We start from the raw sequence: 17609 nt of genomic DNA, 5'->3' as shown, positions 1-17609 counted from the left end.
ATTGAAAAGGTTTCTTATAAGTAATTCTTCATCTTGCAAAACAGTACGTTCTACGGCTATAATCTACAGAAAATACCTACTGTTTCAAGTTAATTTCATTTTATAACTATAAGTAAAAGTAAAGCATATGGTATACCCCCTTTCAAAAACATTCGGCAACAAACATCTAACTGTTTGCTCTCTGATAAAAAAGTTGTTTAGCCTATTCAAATAAGACTTACTCTAAGCATTAAACCAAAAACCAAAATCAAACCATGACAAACAACTCAAAAAAAACGTCACCTCAACTGCACCTTTTTAGTACGCCACAAAAAAGGATTAAAACATTTTTCCAAAATTCATGGTATCCATTTTATTCCGGAAAAAACTACGGAGCCTTTCAATGCCTTTTCAATCCTGACTCTTAGTCAAAATTACAGTACTCCTATTAACCGTTCATAAAAAACACGTTCCACAAACCTATAAAAACCCCTAACCACCTAGCGATTAAATCCGGAACTATGCAAATATTTTCGTTTTTAATTGTTACATCATTAATCAAAAAATGAACACAATCCTATTAAACTTATGCTATTTCGCTTGTTTCTTAAGTGCGATATGTTTTCTAATTATTTTCTTTCAGAACAAATTTCATGTCTACTACAAATTTTTGATGCTAATTTGTCTTATTTTTTGCATACTGGTTATTGCGCCCTGGACTTTTTTTCAGGATAAATTCCCCCTGCTTAAACATGCTTACCTTTGGATTTTCTGTTTTCCCTTGCATTATCTTCCTGGATGTACTGTTTACTTGTATACAAAATCAATCCTCGAAAAGACAAAAAAAATTACCAAAAAAGATTATCTTCATTTTGTACCAGCATTACTACATTTTCTGGAGCTGGTTCCCTTCTATCTACTAAATGTTGAAAGAAAACAGTATTTGTTAACCAAGTATCTCTTAGATCCTAATCACTTCTATCAACTTCCCTATTTTGTTTTACCCATGAATGTCCATGTTTTTTTAAAAATGGGCAGCTATCTTTTCTATATCCTTTTAACAATTCCTCTCTTTATAAAATTTTATAAAAACAATCCTTTGTGGATTACCCGAAACAATCATATTTGGTTTTGGCTAACGAGACACATTGGGATTCATTTAATATCCATATTTACGCCGATTATTGGAATACTACTTTATAAAAAAGAGATCTACCGGGACCTTCTAATTATGACCCCTGTAATTTTTATACTCACGATTGTGGTATTTCTGTTTTTTAAACCTACTATATTATATGGACTGAACTACAAGGATAATTACATTAAAGCTAAAGCAGAAAACGAACAGGAAATAATCAATCCCAAAACTTTTAAATTACCTGATTTAAAAACTAAAGAATACAAGGAAAAAATTGAGTTACTAATTCAAAATGAAAAAATATTTCTCATAAAAAATTACTCTTTAACAGATATGTCTACTGATTTAGACATTCCGCTTCATCATTTGTCACAAGTCATTAATAAAGAATTTGGTACAAATTTCGTCAGTTTCATTAATAATTCCCGTATCGATTATATCATTAAACACCGGTACGATCCAGCCTGGTCACAATTTTCACTGGAAGGTATCGCAGCTGAAGCTGGTTTTAATTCTAAGAACAGCTTTTTTAAAGCATTTAAAATTGCTACCGGTAAAACTCCTTCCGAATATTTTAAAAACAATCCCGTATAATTGTTTGAAAGCCCTCAAAAAGTTACTGACTGTTTGAGGGCTTTTTTTGGGTATAAAAGCTCAAAATTTCATACTATTATTTACGATGATTCTTTCTTTATCTCACGATATTAAAAAAGGAAAGTTTTTTTGCTTTCTGAGTTTCTGTATTTCGTGCGTATATCCCACCGAAGAGCTTACTTAACAGTCTCGTTTTATAAATTGAGACTTATTCCGGTGCTCAAAAAACCTTAAAAAATAATCTAGTTGCTACATTTGATATGATAAAGAGAATATTATTCTACTAAAGGTACAATGCTAAAGTTCAGATTAAAAATTTGATGATGTTGCACGATTATTAATAGAATATATTCTTTTGCTTTCCGGAAAACTAACTTTTAAACTTTTTGGAAGCACTTGTTCCGTACACCTTTGAAATGATTGACTAATTATGAATTCGTTAGTACTTATGATTAGTAATTAAAATTCTTCAATTCTTTAAAAATCATTAGGTAACAAAATTTACGATAGTTCAATTGAGATTTTAGAATTAAAGAAAGTTTCATATCGTTATTGGGTGTTTATTTTTTATCTATCAAAAGTCCATTCGAATGTGTCGCTATACAGTAACACAAGGGGCATCACTTACAGATGAAAAAAATTTAAAGTCGTTAATTTAATAATAGCAATTTGTTTAGCCTCCTAAATCATACTATGATGAAATCAACGAAAATACTAGTTTATGACAGTCAGCATTATTTTGCCAATTTTTTAAAATATAAATTCGGCAAAAATTTTGACTTTGCAATTCTAAAAAAGAATAAAAAAAATGAGGAATTCAATTTAGTCGAAAAAGATTTTTGCTTCGTTTTTTTTGTTTTTTACTCCGATATGGATTTGTATGATTTTATGCAGCTTTATGTAAAACACATTCCCATAGTTGTTGCCTCAGACCAGATTGAAGTACTAAAAAAAATGAGCCGGCTCAATAATGTGTTTGTACTCGATATTTCATTGAAAAAAAATGAAATAGCAACTAATATCAAAAATTTAATATACAACGAATTTCTTGCTGACAGAAAATGCGATAGCACTTTCTGAAATCACTAATAATGCATGCATTTGAACTAAGATGCAAACGAATACCCATTTACGCAAACAAGGATACTTATACATTAGAGCAACAGTAACAGGAACATGATAATTCTAAAATAGAATAATGCAAATACGAAACTGACTCTAATCATCAATTATGATGGAAAAAAATTAAATGAGATAAAAAATCGTCACCTGCAAACATTCAATAAATAATGACGACTCAATTTGATAGTGATTTAATTGTTTTAAAATTGACTCTATAATTATGAAAAAATCTATCTTGACCCGATTACTATTGAGATCATCGAAAGTAATTACAATACCAGATTTGTGGTTCGTAAATAGCAAAAGAAAAAAAATCGTATCAGGTAAAAAGCAAATACGTTTTCTTTCCCCTCAGTTTCTTCAAACGCTAATTTTGGTCCTCATCTTTTCAAGTGGTTACGGACAAGAAGGTAAAAAATTTAAGGCGAGATATACCAATCAATCAATTAAAGGAAATCTTGTACTTATTGGCAATACAATGCTCGGTGTAACACGAACAGATGCTGTTATGGTACTGGGATCGCCCATACCCACTAATTTAGCGGTTTTGACTGCTCAGGCCAATTCGAATGCGGTATATACCAATCAGGCCAATGGAAGTCCTTGGAAGATCGATCCTGACTTAGATGGTGAAGATAAGGAAGATGGATTAGCCAATAATCGAAAAAGCATGGAGTATATTGATATCGATAACGATAACAGCACCTTTGCTTCGAGTAGTGCTGAACTCCATATTGAGAGCGCCTGTAAAAAGATTATATATGCCGGTTTATACTGGCAGGCCGTTTATATCAACGACAGGAGCAGGAAATTTAACCCTAATAACGAAAACAACTTTTCAGGGACAAAACGTTTAGACGATTGGGAAAAAGTTAAGTTTAAACGTCCTTGGGATACCAATTATCAGGACATAACAGCAGATGAAATCATTTTCGACGGTTTAAATGAAACCAACATACGTGAAAGTTTTAGAAATGCTCCTTACCTGTGTTACGCAGACGTTACAAATCGCTTAAAAGAATTTGGAGATCCTAATGGTAATTATTTTGTTGCAAATGTTAAAGCAACCAAAGGAAGAAGGACTTTAGGTTCTACTTCCGGCTGGACATTAGTAATTGTGTATGAAGACATCACACAGCCCAGTAAAAAAATTGTCACTTTTGATGGTTTTGTCGGAGTTCAAAGAGATGCAAATCAGGGAGAACTGACGGAACTCAATTTTACCGTTGACGGATTTATCACCCCCGCAGGTCCCGAACCGGTAAAGGCCACTATAGGTATTGTTTCTCAGGAGGGCGAATTGGCTTACCTGGGTGACTATCTGAACATCAAAACGATAGGCAGCAATGGAAAGCCGGTGTTCAAATCTATTTTTAATGAGCTTAATGATGTGAGGAATGTTTTTAATTCTTCGATAACCATTCCATCTGCCCCTTTATTTACAGATAGTCCGGTCATACCTGGTGCCGAATACATCACCAAAAGAAGCCCTTCCAGATTAAATACCTTCGGTTTTGATATGGATCTCATCAATATCAATAAAGGGTATTTACGGAACGGTCAAACATCGCTCGACCTTCAATTAACGACCGCCGGAGATGCTTATGCCGTTTCATTAGTCACTTTAGCAATAGATATTGTACAACCAAATATTGTCATTAAACAAACGGTTACAAATGAAAATAATGTTGAAGTCAAAGACAATGAGGTTGTCAATTTAGGAGAATACTTAAAATATAAAATAACCTTTAACAATAATGGCGATGACAATGCCAGAGAAGTTTTAATTAAGAACATTCTGCCTAAAAATGTAATTTTTAATTATCCGCAAGACCTCACCTGTTTACCCAACGGTGTTACTGTAAGTTCAGTGGTCACTTATGATGCCAATGGCAATCAGTTATCGGGCTATAATCCCGAAACGAGAACCATTATTTTTGAAGTCTCAGACAGTTTAGTAAATATTGACGGCACCCCATCTGTTATCGAATTCAGAGTTAAGGTCGTTTCCTGTATTACTTTAGATTCAGATCCAAATTTTGAACAGAGCTGCGACCTGACCATTACGAATGAGGTTTCTACCAGCTTCACGGGAGTTGTCAATCAAACCCATTTTAACGGTGACTCGGGTTTAATTTATAACTGTGAAAATATAGATGGAAAAACCAATAACATATTAAGCAATTTACTGTTTTGCGACAAACAGTCAGAAGTCCTATTATGTCCGCCTAATACAATATTGTCAGCAGAAAATGGATTTGCGAGCTACAGTTGGTCCAAAAATCCATCGGGGATCCCTGTGTTTCAATCGGGTCAAACCATTACTGTAGACGCTATAGGGACTTATTATGTGGTCTGCACTCCTTTTGCAAACCCCCTACCCAATCAGGCTTGCGCCACACTTAAAGAAATTATCGAAGTCAAACCTTTCATCATGTCCGATCTGGATCCTCTGGGAGGAGCTTTTGGTGAGAAGATCATTTGTGCAGCTAACAATGCTAAGGAGTTAACCAACTTTTATCTGTGTCCCAATAGCCCTGTTAAAACTATTAATCTGAACATACCCGAAGGAGTGTCCTCTATAACATGGGAAAAAAGTAACTGTGCTCTCATTCCCGGCGCAACTTGCCCTGATGAATCCACAGCTTGTCAGTGGGATACTTTAAACAACAATAATAATCGAAATTATGCGATTACTTCAGAAGGACAATATCGTGTCATACTCAGTTACGGAACTAATTGTTCGGCTCCATTTTATTTCAACGTTTATGGCGAAATAGTACCAACAGCAACTTCTGAGAATATTTTTTGCCAAACAGCAGGCAACATTACTGTCAATAGCCCGGCAATGGGAACCGGCTATGAATACAGTCTGGATAAAATAAATTATCAGACCAGTACAAATCTGCCCGTAAAAATTGCCGGAACCTATACGGTGTACATCAGACCCAATTCAACCAATAAGGCAAAGTGCTCTTATGAGATTCCTAATATCAAAATTGAACATAAAAACTTAAATACTACCCACAAAATCTCCAATTCAATTCTAAACTGTTTTGATGATACGGCCTCTATTGAAGTCACGGCAAACAACGTACGTTCCAATTATGTGTTTACTATTTATTCCGGGAATGAAGTTCTAAAAACCTCTGGAACAATTGCAGGTAACACCTATACATTTGACAATTTGAAATCTGGCGACTATAATATTTTGGTTACTACAACAGACGGATGCGAAGCTCGTTATCCATTTACAATTACAGGTCCAAAAGTACTTACCGCCAGTACTCAAATTACCAAAGTTCCTACCTGTACTCCTGCCGAGATCACGGTGACTGCCATAGGCGGAACGCCTCCCTACACTTTTACGGTATTGGGCAATAATGCAAATGGTGAGGAATATCAAAAATATTATACCGGTCCTAGTCCAATGAGTATCATCATACCAAATCATAATTCAGCTACGAATTATCGATTTTATGTTATAGACGCGAATAATTGCAAAGAAGTTTATGCCGGCTTATTCAACTATAATCCATTAGAGGTTTTGACGTTAAAAATAAATTCATCAAAAGACATCAAATGCAAAGGAAATTTAACGGGTGAGCTTTCGGCCCAGGCAAAAGGTGGTTTAGGCAACTATGTTTTTACGCTATTAGATCATGAAGGGCTTGAACTTCCCTTTAATCCGACACAAAGCACTCCGGGTAATTTTACGCAATTACCGGCCGGTTTGTATCAGGTTAGTGTTACGAGTGGGGACTGCGATCCGGTGATTGTTCCGATAGAAATAAAAGAACCCACGCTTTCCCTTACCCACCGCGTAAAATATGATAATGTTACCTGTGCCGGTTTAGCCAATGTAACTATTGAAGTGAAAGCCAGCGGTGGGACTGGAAGAATTAAATATGCAATTTCGTCATTTCCCAACCAGTTTTTTGATACCGGTATATTTAGAGGGATAAAAGCAGGAACCTATAATATTACCATTAAAGATGAAAATGATTGCCGCATACACGACGTAATTACGATTATCGATCCGCAGCCAATACACGCTTCTGTAGTACAGGGCAGTATAAAACAAGAAATATGTATTGGAGAAAAAACAGCTGCTTTTAGTATTGACATATCAGGAGGAATTCCTCCCTATAAAACAAGTTTAGACAATCGCAATGGGACTTACACTCAGGATCAACTAGATTTCGACAACCTTTCTGGAGGCAAACACACTTTATATATTCTGGATAAAAATAATTGTCCGTTTGAATTAGCAATCCTGCTGGATATTCCAACCATTGTTCTTAAACCCACTGCAAAGGTGAGCTATGATTGCGAAAGTAATACTCCCGGAAATAAGGTTACTGTAAAGATCGACGCCAGTAATACAAATCCCACTTTAATAAAGTACTCATTAAACGGAAAAGAACCTAAGCAGGACAGTAATATATTTCGCAATGTCCCCGCCGGAAATCATTTTGTAAAGGTAGAGCATGTAAGTGGATGTAGTGAGGTTTCACCTTTGTTTGCCGTTGATGAATCAAACCCTCCTTTGACGATTTCATTAAGTCAGGGAGGACTGAATGAAATCATTATAACCATAAAAGGAGGTTCAGGTTTTTATAACAGCCTTACCATCAATGATGAAGTTTTAAAATTTACTACTAAATATATTTATTACAAATCCGGAGATTACACGGCGACTGTTGTCGATAGTAATGGCTGTACCGCAACAGCAACTAAGTACTTTGAATTTATCGATATCATAGTTCCCAACATTTTTACTCCAAATGACAGTGGTATAAATGATGGCTGGAAACCATTAAGACAGGATAACTATCCCGATATCAGAATCCGGATCTACGATCGCTATGGCCGTGAAATATGTGTGCTAAAACATGAAGAGTCCTGGGATGGAAAGTATGAAAGTGCCAACCTTCCCACCGGAGATTACTGGTATGTTTTAAAACTTAGAAACACCAGAGATGACCGGGAATTTATTGGAAATGTGACTCTTTACAGATAGTCTGTAATCTAACGTTTAAGTAATAAAAATAAGATGAAGAAAATTATAAACTGCTTCTTTCTGTTGAATGTAATGATCAATTACAGTCAAGAACTTAATGTACCGGTAGCTACTCAATATTTGGCAGATAATCCCTTTATTATTTCTCCTGGTTATGCCGGAATTGGTGATGATCTTAGGATTAATTTGAATGCTTATAAGCAATGGGTGGGTATCGAAAATGCCCCTCAGAATCAATCTTTTTATGCCGATCTTCGAATATTAGACAGATCCGGAGTTGGATTATCCTTGTATAATGATACTAATGGGAATGTCAAACAGGCTGGTGGCAAATTTACTTTTGCCCATCATCTTATTCTGGATTATTATTCAAAACAATACCTTTCTTTTGGTATTTCCTATATTTATAATTCATTTAAAATAGATATCAATAATAGTAAACCTGCTGAACCGGATCCTGATATAACCGATAACAGGTTTACATCCAATAATAATTTTGAAGCTGGTTTTTTGTATCGCAACAAAGGTTTTTATTTCAGCGCCAATATGACCAATATTTTACCCAAAAAATTAGATTCTTATACAAGTCCTGAACCCAAAGAACTGACCAACTACCAATTCTACACCGGATATGCTGTTCGTTTAGAAAACGAAACGGAAATCGAGCCCTCTATCTTTTACCAGTGGTATAAAAGTGATGGACGTTCTGTTACCGACCTGAATTTGAAATACCGAAAATTTAATCGGTATGAGGATTATTACTGGGCAGGTATATCGTACCGATTTCTGAATGATCAAATAGGAAAACCATTAACTATAGGCCCCATGATTGGCTTCAAAAAGGCTTATTTTACTTTAAGTTATTCCTATCAAATCATGATGAATGATTTATCACAATACAATTCTGGTACCCATTCGATATCTATCGGACTAAGGTTCTTTCAATCCATCAGCAATTGTCCTTGTACCCAAAAATATGTCCGTAATTTATAAAAAAAAAGAGAAAGTGATAGCTTATTTATCACAAAAAACTAAGGTTATTAATTGACTAAGGAATTGTTTATTTTTGATACAAACAGAATTATTTTACTCCTTTAAAACAAGATAATGTTCTCAGAAATTTATCATTCTAAGTTTCGTGGCAAAATCGTGGCACAGTCGCTATAAAAATTAAAAAATGCAGTATAGGCAGGGGTTTTATACGATTAAGTTCGAATCCTGCTCTCTTCGTCTTAAAATATAAATAAGCTGCCTTTTTCTATAAAATATATTTTATATATTTGTTCTAACCATTGGGTTAATGTGTTCTTCAAAAAAGTGAATATAACTGATTAGCAAAATGCGATTTTTCAATTGAAATATTGGATAAAAGTTTACTTGTTTTTGGTTTGTTTTATTTTGTTCAGATTCGTACTTACTTTGTACTTCATAATCTGAAAACCCTGTAAACACTGGGCTGTTAATTTCTGTATTGGCAAGTAAATGACTATACAGGATTTAGTTGGTAGTTATTCCATTTCCGGAAGTAATCAGGATGAAAGTAATCAGATAACTTACAAAGGTATTTTGAATTTATCTTTAGATGAAAACAATCGGATTATTGCCCAATGGCTTATTAACAACACCCAACAACAAAAAGGTCACGGATTCTTTAAAGACAATATTCTGGTCATTAACTTTAGCTATAAAGGAGACGAAAATAAAATCTATAAAGGAGTTGCTGTTTATAAATGCATCACTACAGATGTACTGGAAGGTTTTTGGTCCGAAAAACACGGAAACCCGCTCTATTTGGGGGTTGAGTACTGTTTACGTATGAAGACTAAAAACTTAAACTAAATCGAATTTACGCTTTTGCATTAGAAAAAATCAGAGCTAAATTATTTCTTTGCTACTTACGCTTTTCCGTAATGATAAAAATCCTTTTTTCAATATCTTAGCAAGAATTATTACTCTCGATAAAACTTAATGAATTAAAAAAGATGAAATAAAACAGCATTTATTTAATCTTTTTTATAGGTAAACATGAGGTAAGTTTCCAGTAATTAAACTAAAAATTATGCTCCTAAAACATTTAATGCCATTTTTGATTTTTGCCTTAATTGGATGCAAAAGTAAACAGCAAAACGATAAACAAAATATTGAAAATGCGATTACAAAAAATGCTTATCGGTTGTTAGAAGACAAAAGATTTCATTCTGTTTCAATAGCAGTGTTTAAAGATGGGGAATCTACAATAAAACATTTTGGAGAGTTATCTATTGGAAAAGGAAATAAACCAAACGATTCTACACTTTACGAATTAGCTTCTGTAACTAAAACTTTTACCGGTTATGTAGCCGCTAAAGCTGTACTTGATAAAAAAATAAATTTAGACGACGATATCAGAATCTATCTTAACGAACCTTACCCTAATTTAGAGTTTAGAGGTGAGCCTATAAAAATTAAACATCTTCTCACCCATACAAGCGGGTTTCCCAATTTCCCCATAAAAGGTGAAAATAAAACGGCTTTTTTGGAGGGATTGAAATTAATCAAAATTGAAACGATACCTGGAGGAACCTATTCTTATTCCAACACGGCTCCAGAGTTAACAGCCTATATACTTGAAAAAGTGTATCAAAAACCTTATGAGGAATTGGTAACCGAATTTGTTTTAAAACCAAATAAAATGAACCAAACCAAATTTACACTAAATGATAATGAAAGACTAAGATTGGTAAAAGGCTACAACGATAAAAACGAATTAATGCCAAACTTCAATAGAACTTTATGGGGTGGAATTTCAGGATTGCATTCTACCACTACAGATTTGATAAAATATATAAAATTACAGCTTGACGAGTCAAATCATATTATAAATGAATCACATAAAAAACTATATAAAGAAGGTTCTGATTTTTGGGAAGGCTATCATTGGTATATATTAGAAAATGATAGTGAATTAATTTACAGACATCATGGAGGTATATACGGAATGCAGAATTGGTTTGTGATTTATCCTAAACAAGATATAGGAATATCTATATTGACAAATACTAGCTTTAATGAAACAGGAGAAATTTTGGAAAAAGTAGTTCATAAATTGTATGCTGACATAAATAAATCGATATAAATTAAAAAAATAAACAGCAAGTAGAACGAAATTACACAGACAAGTAAACTTGATTCGGGCAGTCTTTTATTAGAGCTTTTGCAGCGCATCTTATGGCTTTCTATTATGTCTCTGCAATTCCGCCAACATTCTTTATTTGTCCATCTACAAACTTGAATTCAAGTCCATGTTCAGTGTCCAGTTTGTAGCGAATTGATAGTTTAATGGTCTTCATATCCAAAACTCTCAGGTACATAATCTCTTTTATGTTTTCGTTATGTTTATCGAGGTTGTCAATATTCAAAGCCAGTTCGCCTGACTTTTCAGAATCTTCATAAAAATGAGCATATAATTTTAAATACCTTTCATAGGCTTTGTTCTGAATGCTTTTCAAATTACTATCAATATTCGTTATAAAATCTTGATACGTTTCTTCAAATTGTGTCAATTGATCTTCTGTAGGTGACTCTTCTATTTCTTCTCCCTCTTCGTCATATTCTTCGCCCAGAAAAATTTCAACATCTTGCTGGTCAAAAAATGGATTAGAAAAAGTTATACCGGAAGAAAATCCTGCCCAATCCTGTTCTACTTTTCCCCAGTATTTATGTTTTGTCATATTTATTTTTGTTAGGTCAGATAGCTACCTTTTTTACAATTGTCGAAGTTATAAAAAAAGCAAAAGGTCTGGAACGGGATTACTGTTTTTTAGCATTTTTAATCGGCATACTTTTCAACACGCACATATATTCAAGATTCGTCATATCATTAAACAATTTAACACTAATAACAAAAGAATTGTTTTCCTGCAATGTCTTATCGACAATTCCAATATCTACATTTTCAGGAAAAATTTCTGAGATCCCGCCTGTCACAATAGTATCTCCTTTCTTCACAGACGTTGTTCTGGGAACATCGATTAACTGAACAAAGCCCGCATTTTTTCCATTCCAACTTAGAGTCCCAAAATAGTTACTATTTTTAATTCTGGCATTTATAAGAGATTTTGTGTTTAAGACACTTGTAACAAGTGCAAAGTTTTGTGAAACTTTATCTACCACTCCCACAATACCACGATTGTTAATTACTCCCATATCGCTTTTGATACCGTCTTTTAGTCCAGAACTAATAATAAGGTAATTCTGTTGGAGTGTATAGGAATTACGGATAAGTTTTGATACAATTATATCATCAGATCCTATACCAAAAATACTATCTATCTCTGGAACGTTACCTTCTTTTTGTTTATAAAATAACATTTCTAATAACTTAGCATTCTCTTGCGCTAGTGAATCATTCTTATTTACTAAATTAATGTATTCCCTTACTTCATCAATTTTTTGATGAACTCCCTCTGAAAATGAATTTGTAACACTAATGAACCTACTTTTATGATAAGAATGCGATTGAATAGTCAATCCTAAGGAAGTTCCTAAAAGAAGTAGAAATACTATTCTATTACTGTTTGTATATATAAAATTAAATATTCGACGCATCTTTAAATGATTATTGTAATAATTTTAAGGCCTATGCTTTCTCTCGAATACGCAGATCTTAATTCTCAATTCATTCTTTTAAATTTTATTCAAATTTGAATACTGCAAACTCAACCTGCAAATAAGAAATCTTAACCAATTTTGATTTCATAATAGTTGAAAATCACACTCCTGGAAACCTAAAAATATTACCGACTTTTCTGAACAAAAAAAAGGAATCTCAATTGATAAAAAGAGTATTTTAGTATCCCTTAATAATATTATATTACCCAAACGAAAATTCAATCTTTTAATCCACAGAATAAAAGTCAAACTAATTTCATTTTTTTTGGAATATGCCTTTTACCACCTAAAACAAAAAATTACTAACATTTCACCCCTACTACATCTCACACACCTAAAAAAAGAATATCAATTGTTTATAAAAACAAAAAAACTAATCACTTCACTTTTGTAATAGGTCAACAGGTTTTTTATTAAAATTAAACCTCTTTTTTCTCTTCACATTTCTATACTGTTTATTTCTTTTTAGAAGTTATTTATATAAATCAACCATTATTTACCTTTAGGATAACATTGTATACAATGGAGATAATATATCATTAAGAGAAAAACTAAAATCGCAAAATATTTGCCACTCAATTAATTTTAAAACCTTAAAAAATCATGAAAAAATTGAGTTTAAAAACCGCAGAAAAGTGCTTTCAAGAACCGAAATGAAAACCATTTCAGGTAGCGCCCCTACAGGTTGGAATGAATGTTGGCTTTGGTGCCCATCACAATGAGGGTACTGCGAGTACTATTATGGATCTTATCAATGTCGAGTTGGATAATCTAATGATATATTATAAAAAAATTTTAATATATCAATGGTCTAATCAATGCGATTCTAAACACCTTCGCATTGAAAATACAGAGGTGTTTAGCAGTATACAAAAAGTCCCTAATTATACCATCTAAAAACATTGCTCCAATTTACACACAGATAATTTCGTGCCCTAGCAATAAGGAAAAGAAATTTGTCTCTATATCATCAGTATAGTATTAAAAGAACATGCCAAAGCAATTGTAATTATTAAGATGCCTGTAATTAAAAATAAACAAGAAACGAGCAATAACCACTTACACCGATTCAAATCCTTTTCAAAGCTCAATTTTTCATTTTTCAAAGATTTTTTAAGCTTGGTAAGTACTTTGTTATCTTTTGTTTTTACACTTTTAATCTCAGATATCTTTTGTCGTAAACGAAAGCCTCTTATAAAATGTGTCATACAATCTGTTGAAAAATAACGATGACCTAAAGTCAACAGGGCTGTCAATATTAAAGTTATCGCTCCAAGAAACAACCATAACTTATTTGCTGAAAATGGTTTGATAAATATATATTTCTTTTCACAATCTGTAATTTTAAATATTACATTCGTTATCAGAAAACCATAAATTGTTAAACCCAGTAATGAAAGTCTTAGTATTTCTGAAGAAAAACTTTGATACCTTTCTAAAATTATAAAATCTACTTTATAATTATCCTCATTGATAGGAATACTGCTTAAATATTTTGTTCGGAGTGTTCTCATAAATCAGTTCTAAGCAAATAACAATGATTACAGGATTTTAATAATAAAGATACAATATACTTTTAGAACAGAACAAAAATAGTTAATTCACAAATATTTAAATCACGTATATATACGTATTGTTTGATTCTTTATTCTTTTCTAACTTTATTAAAATATTAACAAACTGCACTATGAAAAATCTATTATTTCCAATACTGTTTGCTTTTAATATATTGATAATACAGGCGCAAATTCCTTCGGAAGAATTTGACAAAACAAAAATGGAATATAAAGGCAGCAAATCAATGCAAGCCAAGATGCTGATGAGGCATGTGGATATTTGGGGAAAAATAAATGAAAAGGAGGCTAAACTAGACGTTACTTATTTAGAACTCTTGAATTCTAGCATTGGCATAACCAAGGAACAGCTTCAAAAACACCTACATTCTAAAAATATCACCAATAATGAAATTGGAGGTGATATAAACTCTCCTATTTCACATATAATTGTTGGTAACAAGAAAGTTTTTGCGAAATATTTTGTAATTCATGATGTAAGCTCGCCAGTTTACAAGACAGATTTTCCCACAAATATTAACGATGAATCCTGGAGTTTTAATAATGTAAATAAATGGAGTAAAAAAGTAACTCATGTCTATCTAACCAGAACCGGAAAATCTAAAACTGTCGCAGATTTCTCTGAAGGATTAAGAGCTACAAAATTTGAATTAAAAATACTAGGAGTTCCTTCACGTGGTTTATACGTTCATATTGAATTAGTGCAACCAAGAGTATATCCTCCCGGAAATATAAAAAACGCTCCTGTTGCACCAAAACCAGGATTTACTAATGCTCAATATGAAAAACTTGCATTACTTTACATCTGCTCTAGTTTTAGAAAAGGGGAATGGCTAGTGCCTGCTTTCCATGCTAACATTGATCAAAATTTAAATGACAGCCATGACGACCCTCAAAATTTTGAAACTCAAAAATTTACTGATAATGTTTTAAAAATACTTTTAGAGATAAAAAAAACATAAGAGTACTACATTTAAAAAACAATCACTTCTAAATAATCATCTTGATACTTTGGCTAATTTCTTTAATTAGACAATTCTATCAATTCTTTTTTGTAAATGTCCGGTATTCTCCATCTAAATTCGGTACCAATCATTTTGTATACCGATTTCCATTGTGCTGAATTTTTATTTAAAAGATTAGCTTTGTTTCTAGATAAATATCTAGCAATTTCATAAACATTATGAAAACCATTATATGAATTTTCGGATTCTGTAAATGACTCTATTGCAGCGTTAACATCTTTGTTTATTAAAAATTTAAAACCCGCTAATTCATATTTCTCAGCATTTATAAAATCTTTACTTGAACTCATTCGGGCTTCAATCTTAATTCGTTCATTATTTAAAGAATCTATTTTTTTTTCATTATTTACAGAGTCTCTTCTAAATTCTTTTACCAACTTATCAATAACAATCGCTTTACTGTAATCTTTATTTATAGTATCTAGATAATTCCTCCATGACTTTTTGAGTCTATCATTTGGTGCCACTGTTGCAAAATATCGAACTAATTGCCGTCTCTCCTCCAGCTTATCTAAATCTCTGACATCTACTGAATATTTTTCAAAATATTTCATTTCTTCAATAGCTTCTCTCCTTTCCTGATAAAAATTTGCTACTATAATTGCTACTGTTGGCAGAGAAAGGGTCACTAATGCCCATTTGAGATACTCGATAAACTTATCAATTTTATCATTTTCTAAAGTTGATTTGTTAATCAATTTATATACTATAAAAACAAATGAAATACCCACTAGTACAACAAATAGATATAGTAAAAGCGAAACCAGACCAATGTTTGACATATTTTAAATAAAATAAATGTTAATTCATACACTTCGTATAAACATTTTGCTATCGTTAGTAAACCTTTATTTTTTTGGTTCTAGAAGACTTGAATGTATCCATCCCTCTATTTTAATGCTATGTTTCCAATCCTTGATATCTTTAATATCATTCACTAAGTAAACTTTAGACCATTGTCCAAAAGTTTCAATTAATCCAACTTCATAGCCGTTTTTTAGCGTTCGGATTGAGCTTGACGTTTTGTCGGGTTTTGTTCTAAATTCGGCAACGCCATCAGAGGCTGAGTTCACCAAAAAGATCTTTCCGATATTGTCTGTTTTTCCAAAAACATTTGTTTTAAACTCATCCCAAGGGAAAGCAGGTCCCGGATCCGGTTTTCTTGCCGGTGAGATATCGTCGTGCCCTACTACAAACGATAATTGATAGGTATCAATCAGGAGTTTGCTTAATTTTGAAACTGCTGCTATCTGAGCATCTGTATATTTAAACCAATACTGATTTTCTTTACTGTCCCAAAATTTATGTTTGTGTTTCAATTTTACAATTCTGTCTTTTTCTGACGCAGGATATGTTTTATAACTTGGCGTTCCGTCTTTTTTCACCCCTTCTCTTCTCCTAAAACTCCCATCTGTTAACTTCTCACAGAATCCGACATTTACGATTTCAATACCAATAGCATACTCATTCATTCCCGTTCTGCCGTCCCAACTACTGTAGCCGGCATGGTTGCATCTGGTGTTAAATGGAGCAAGCTGTGTAATCGTTCCATCGAGATCAATTACAATATGAGCACAAATCCGGTCAGTATTTCCTTGTGCTGCGGTTTGTTTAAAATAGGTTATTGCCCCCGATGCTTTATCGCCTGCCGTGTAATGTATGATTAAATATTTTGGCGAAATTTGATATTGAAAATTCGGGGTGGGATCTTTTACTATTTTTTCTGCTTGGCTTTCCTGAACAAGCCAGTTTTTGTCAATTTTCATAAGGATTTGTTTTTTAGAGTTTGAAATAGGATAGTTTCTAAACAATACCTTCAATTTGCATTTATGGATGATGAAGCCCTAAATACTTACCTCTTTACGCATAAAATCAATAGGCTTAAGTCATTGTTTAGGATTAAAAATGAGTAGTAGCGTCCGTTACTTATCATTTTATAAGCAACATAATTTAAAACATTAAAACTTATCAAATATACTGACAATCAGTATTTTACAAGCGAGTATTTATACGTGATTTAAGGAACGGATTTGCCATTGAATTAATTCGTGTTCTGATTTTTGTTTTCCGGTAATTCATTCGTAATTCAGTTCTTTGCGGTTGGGCTTTTGCCCTTTCAGGGCGTAAACAATACGAATAACTATTGATAGTGCGTTCCACTATGCTATTGCTTTTAGGCTTTCAGCCTGTCTGGTCTTAGAGTTTTAGTTGTAATTCGTATTACTTCGAAGTAAGTACGCATTAGTATTAAATTGCGATTTACTCGGCTAATTGCTCTGAAAGAGCTTTAGCATTAACATAGTGTAACGCACTATAATCTAAATTCATGACCAATACCGCCCTGAAAGGGCAAAAGCCAATGTAAACCCTATAAATTCTAGTATAAAAATACTCCCTCCTCTCTAAAAATAACATAAAAAAAGGGTTGCCTTTATCAGACAACACGTATATATACTGGTTTTCATATTAGATCTTTTATTTAGTTTTACCGTTCAACTTTTTAG

Annotated in this window: 12 protein-coding genes; 7 read left to right on the top strand and 5 right to left on the bottom strand. The window is 32.9% G+C overall.

Going from position 1 to position 17609, the window contains the following annotated elements; all coding sequences use genetic code 11:
* Window positions 1-1210: 1210 nt before the first annotated feature.
* The 6 genes from LNQ34_RS18560 (at window position 1211) to LNQ34_RS18535 (ending at window position 10971) form a co-directional block, all read left to right on the top strand.
* Window positions 1211-1711: a helix-turn-helix domain-containing protein gene (locus tag LNQ34_RS18560; protein WP_230000810.1), complete on the top strand. Its 501-nt coding sequence runs from the start codon at window positions 1211-1213 to the stop codon at window positions 1709-1711.
* Window positions 1712-2404: 693 nt separating this feature from the next.
* Window positions 2405-2791, top strand: a complete 387-nt coding sequence (locus tag LNQ34_RS18555; protein WP_230000809.1) for a hypothetical protein — start codon at window positions 2405-2407, stop codon at window positions 2789-2791.
* Window positions 2792-3053: 262 nt separating this feature from the next.
* Entirely contained in the window at window positions 3054-7856 is a 4803-nt protein-coding gene (locus tag LNQ34_RS18550) for a T9SS type B sorting domain-containing protein (protein ID WP_230000808.1), read from the top strand.
* 33 nt (window positions 7857-7889) lie between these two features.
* A complete protein-coding gene (locus LNQ34_RS18545; protein ID WP_230000807.1) occupies window positions 7890-8849 on the top strand; it encodes a PorP/SprF family type IX secretion system membrane protein in 960 nt (319 codons plus the stop codon).
* 489 nt (window positions 8850-9338) lie between these two features.
* Window positions 9339-9695: a hypothetical protein gene (locus tag LNQ34_RS18540; RefSeq protein WP_230000806.1), complete on the top strand. Its 357-nt coding sequence runs from the start codon at window positions 9339-9341 to the stop codon at window positions 9693-9695.
* Between the two features lie 220 nt (window positions 9696-9915).
* Window positions 9916-10971, top strand: a complete 1056-nt coding sequence (locus tag LNQ34_RS18535) for a serine hydrolase domain-containing protein (RefSeq protein WP_230000805.1) — start codon at window positions 9916-9918, stop codon at window positions 10969-10971.
* 103 nt (window positions 10972-11074) lie between these two features.
* Here LNQ34_RS18535 and LNQ34_RS18530 read toward each other — a convergent pair whose 3' ends face one another.
* From LNQ34_RS18530 to LNQ34_RS18520, 3 genes are all read right to left on the bottom strand, one after another.
* Entirely contained in the window at window positions 11075-11566 is a 492-nt protein-coding gene (locus tag LNQ34_RS18530; RefSeq protein WP_230000804.1) for a DUF6985 domain-containing protein, read from the bottom strand.
* Between the two features lie 79 nt (window positions 11567-11645).
* On the bottom strand, window positions 11646-12443 hold the full coding sequence (mreC, locus tag LNQ34_RS18525) for a rod shape-determining protein MreC (protein WP_230000803.1): 798 nt from the start codon (window positions 12441-12443) through the stop codon (window positions 11646-11648).
* A 1025-nt stretch (window positions 12444-13468) separates the two neighbouring features.
* Window positions 13469-14020 (bottom strand): hypothetical protein, encoded by a 552-nt coding sequence (locus tag LNQ34_RS18520; RefSeq protein WP_230000802.1) that lies wholly within the window; start codon window positions 14018-14020, stop codon window positions 13469-13471.
* Window positions 14021-14193: 173 nt separating this feature from the next.
* Between LNQ34_RS18520 and LNQ34_RS18515 the strand changes: the two genes are divergently transcribed.
* Window positions 14194-15042: a hypothetical protein gene (locus LNQ34_RS18515; protein ID WP_230000801.1), complete on the top strand. Its 849-nt coding sequence runs from the start codon at window positions 14194-14196 to the stop codon at window positions 15040-15042.
* A 62-nt stretch (window positions 15043-15104) separates the two neighbouring features.
* Here LNQ34_RS18515 and LNQ34_RS18510 read toward each other — a convergent pair whose 3' ends face one another.
* Window positions 15105-15887: a hypothetical protein gene (locus LNQ34_RS18510; protein ID WP_230000800.1), complete on the bottom strand. Its 783-nt coding sequence runs from the start codon at window positions 15885-15887 to the stop codon at window positions 15105-15107.
* 66 nt (window positions 15888-15953) lie between these two features.
* The gene (locus tag LNQ34_RS18505; protein ID WP_230000799.1) at window positions 15954-16871 is read right to left on the bottom strand and encodes an N-acetylmuramoyl-L-alanine amidase; all 918 of its coding nucleotides are present in this window, start codon (window positions 16869-16871) and stop codon (window positions 15954-15956) included.
* Window positions 16872-17609: the final 738 nt, after the last annotated feature.

The organism is Flavobacterium lipolyticum, assembly GCF_020905335.1.
GTDB lineage: Bacteria > Bacteroidota > Bacteroidia > Flavobacteriales > Flavobacteriaceae > Flavobacterium > Flavobacterium lipolyticum.
This window is presented reverse-complemented; position numbering and strand designations above follow the sequence as displayed.

Coding starts and splice junctions, on each gene's coding strand:
- LNQ34_RS18560 (WP_230000810.1), top strand. CDS start 1,211: ATGACCCCTGTAATTTTTATACTCACGATTGTGGTATTTCTGTTTTTT.
- LNQ34_RS18555 (WP_230000809.1), top strand. CDS start 2,405: ATGATGAAATCAACGAAAATACTAGTTTATGACAGTCAGCATTATTTT.
- LNQ34_RS18550 (WP_230000808.1), top strand. CDS start 3,054: ATGAAAAAATCTATCTTGACCCGATTACTATTGAGATCATCGAAAGTA.
- LNQ34_RS18545 (WP_230000807.1), top strand. CDS start 7,890: ATGAAGAAAATTATAAACTGCTTCTTTCTGTTGAATGTAATGATCAAT.
- LNQ34_RS18540 (WP_230000806.1), top strand. CDS start 9,339: ATGACTATACAGGATTTAGTTGGTAGTTATTCCATTTCCGGAAGTAAT.
- LNQ34_RS18535 (WP_230000805.1), top strand. CDS start 9,916: ATGCTCCTAAAACATTTAATGCCATTTTTGATTTTTGCCTTAATTGGA.
- LNQ34_RS18530 (WP_230000804.1), bottom strand. CDS start 11,566: ATGACAAAACATAAATACTGGGGAAAAGTAGAACAGGATTGGGCAGGA.
- mreC (WP_230000803.1), bottom strand. CDS start 12,443: ATGCGTCGAATATTTAATTTTATATATACAAACAGTAATAGAATAGTA.
- LNQ34_RS18520 (WP_230000802.1), bottom strand. CDS start 14,020: ATGAGAACACTCCGAACAAAATATTTAAGCAGTATTCCTATCAATGAG.
- LNQ34_RS18515 (WP_230000801.1), top strand. CDS start 14,194: ATGAAAAATCTATTATTTCCAATACTGTTTGCTTTTAATATATTGATA.
- LNQ34_RS18510 (WP_230000800.1), bottom strand. CDS start 15,887: ATGTCAAACATTGGTCTGGTTTCGCTTTTACTATATCTATTTGTTGTA.
- LNQ34_RS18505 (WP_230000799.1), bottom strand. CDS start 16,871: ATGAAAATTGACAAAAACTGGCTTGTTCAGGAAAGCCAAGCAGAAAAA.